The organism is Sulfobacillus harzensis, assembly GCF_012933365.1.
Taxonomy (GTDB): Bacteria; Bacillota; Sulfobacillia; order Sulfobacillales; family Sulfobacillaceae; genus Sulfobacillus_B; species Sulfobacillus_B harzensis.
Window position 1 is genome coordinate 1 of the sequence record NZ_JABBVZ010000234.1, and the last position, 1,896, is coordinate 1,896.

At 62.8% G+C, this 1,896-nt stretch carries 2 protein-coding genes; both read left to right on the forward strand.

Features of this window, described 5'->3' with window-relative positions:
* The first annotated feature begins 165 nt into the window (after positions 1–165).
* On the forward strand, positions 166–480 hold the full coding sequence (locus HIJ39_RS22670; protein ID WP_169103298.1) for a hypothetical protein: 315 nt from the start codon (positions 166–168) through the stop codon (positions 478–480).
* Positions 467–1,864, forward strand: a complete 1,398-nt coding sequence (locus HIJ39_RS22675) for an IS110 family RNA-guided transposase (protein WP_169103299.1) — start codon at positions 467–469, stop codon at positions 1,862–1,864. Before HIJ39_RS22670 ends, HIJ39_RS22675 begins: the two co-directional genes overlap by 14 nt.
* Positions 1,865–1,896 lie beyond the last annotated feature (32 nt).

Here is a 1,896-nt window from a genome sequence, read left to right on the forward strand (position 1 = left end):
TCCTGATACTATCATCCCGGGTTGTGGATAACTGATAAATCCCTAAAAGGCTTTCGGGAGAACGGCTCCCGTGGGGTTTATCGTCAACGTTTCGATAGCAGGCCCCCACCGGTCGCCGTTTTCGTCGCGAACAGCACCCCGCCCCCCTTAAGGAGATGATAGTCCATGGAGAAAGAAGGCCCACGTGCGGGCGCTACCCGGCGCCGGCATCAGGTGACCGTGCATTGGTCGGATGCCGAGTTCTACCAATTGTTACGGGCCTGCCCCCTCTCGCAGCCCCTGAGCGCGTTCGTTCGCCAGATCGTGGGTCAATGGGCCCTCGCCCATGCGGTCCCGTTGGCCGATCCGCCGGACAGTTGGTATGACGACGCGGAAAGTGAGAGTGGCATACGACAGGATAACCCGGAGGTCAAGGCGAACGAAGAAAGGACCCACTACCAGTCCCCGACAAAGGGAGGGTCCTTTCATGGCACAGTATAACACGATTCACCGGCGCCAAGATGCCGCGACAACGCGGGTGACGCCGACGACGCTCATTGTGGCCATTGACATGGCCAAGTACAATCCCAAGGCGCTCATTTGCGATTACCAAGGCACCATTTTGGAAGCGCCGTTCAGCTTCGGGCCGCATCAACAGGGCGTAGACACCGTGATTCAACGCGCCGAGACGTGGCGTGTCCACGTCGGGGCCACCCAGGTCCTGGTCGGCATTGAGCCGACGGGCCACTATCATGAACCGGTGGTCCGGCAGCTGACGGCGCAGGGCTGGGCGGTCCGGTTGCTCAGCCCGACGATGACGGCCGAAGAGCGCCAGGCGGACCATCGCCGGGCGAAAACGGACCCCATCGACCTCATGGCCATTGCGCGGTGCGTCTTGAATGCCCGCGGATCGGAGCAACCGCTCCTATCCGGCCTACCCGCGGCGCTGCGGGCCGTGAGCCGATCCCGCCGGATCATGGTGCGCCAACAAACCCGCATCAAAAATCTCATCCGGAGCGTGGTCGATCAGACGTTCTTGGAGTACCAGGGCTTTCAAGAGCCGGGACAGGAGGCCACTCCCACGCCGTTACTCGACCTCTGGAGTCGGGCCGGACGGATTTGGATCCGCGAACTGCCGTTGCCGCAGGATTATCGCCAACTCGAGCGAGCCGATCTGTCGCTCCTGAATCGGCGGGAAAAACTCCGATTGCCGGAATCCACGTTGGATCGCCTGTGGACGGCGGCGGGCCGGGCCTTTCCCGTGCCCGATGAGGTCGCCCCCGTCTGGCGCGCGCATCTAGAGCGCTTGTACGAGTTGTATAGCACGGTGACCACTCTGGTCGCGCGGTACGAGCAGGACCAAGAGGCGCTGTTGGTGCAAACGGAGGCCTTGGCGTGGTTAACCACGCCGGGGATTGGCGTGATTACCGCCGCAGATGCCTATGGCGAGTGGAGTACGCTCACGCGGGCCACGAGTCCGAAAAAGCTGGTGAAATACGGCGGCCTCGACCCGAACATTCACGGGAGCGGACAACGGCCGGATCGCTATGGGGCCATGAGTTACCAAGGGAGTCGCTGGTTTCGGGCGGCCCTCTGCCAAGCGGGCGCCATGGTGGTCGACCCGGCCCACCAGAATGCCTATTTTCTGGCACTCGCCGACCGCTTTCGGGAACGAGGCTTAACGCGGCGGCAAATTGACGTCGTGGCGGCCCACAAACTTGTCCGCATTTGGTGGGCCATGCTCGCGTATCATCAGGTGTTTGCACCGCCCACCTGGGATGGTCCGCCGCTGGCGGTCGACTGGCGGCCCAAGATTCACACGGTGGCGCACCGGCGGTTAGCCGAAGCCACCTGGTCCCGATTCATGACGACGCGGACACACTGACGGTCACCCGGGGGAGACCGCCGAATTCCTAG

What these genes read in the sequence shown, in the direction of transcription:
- HIJ39_RS22670 (WP_169103298.1), top strand. Translation starts at nt 166, where the DNA reads ATGGAGAAAGAAGGCCCACGTGCGGGCGCTACCCGGCGCCGGCATCAG.
- HIJ39_RS22675 (WP_169103299.1), top strand. Translation starts at nt 467, where the DNA reads ATGGCACAGTATAACACGATTCACCGGCGCCAAGATGCCGCGACAACG.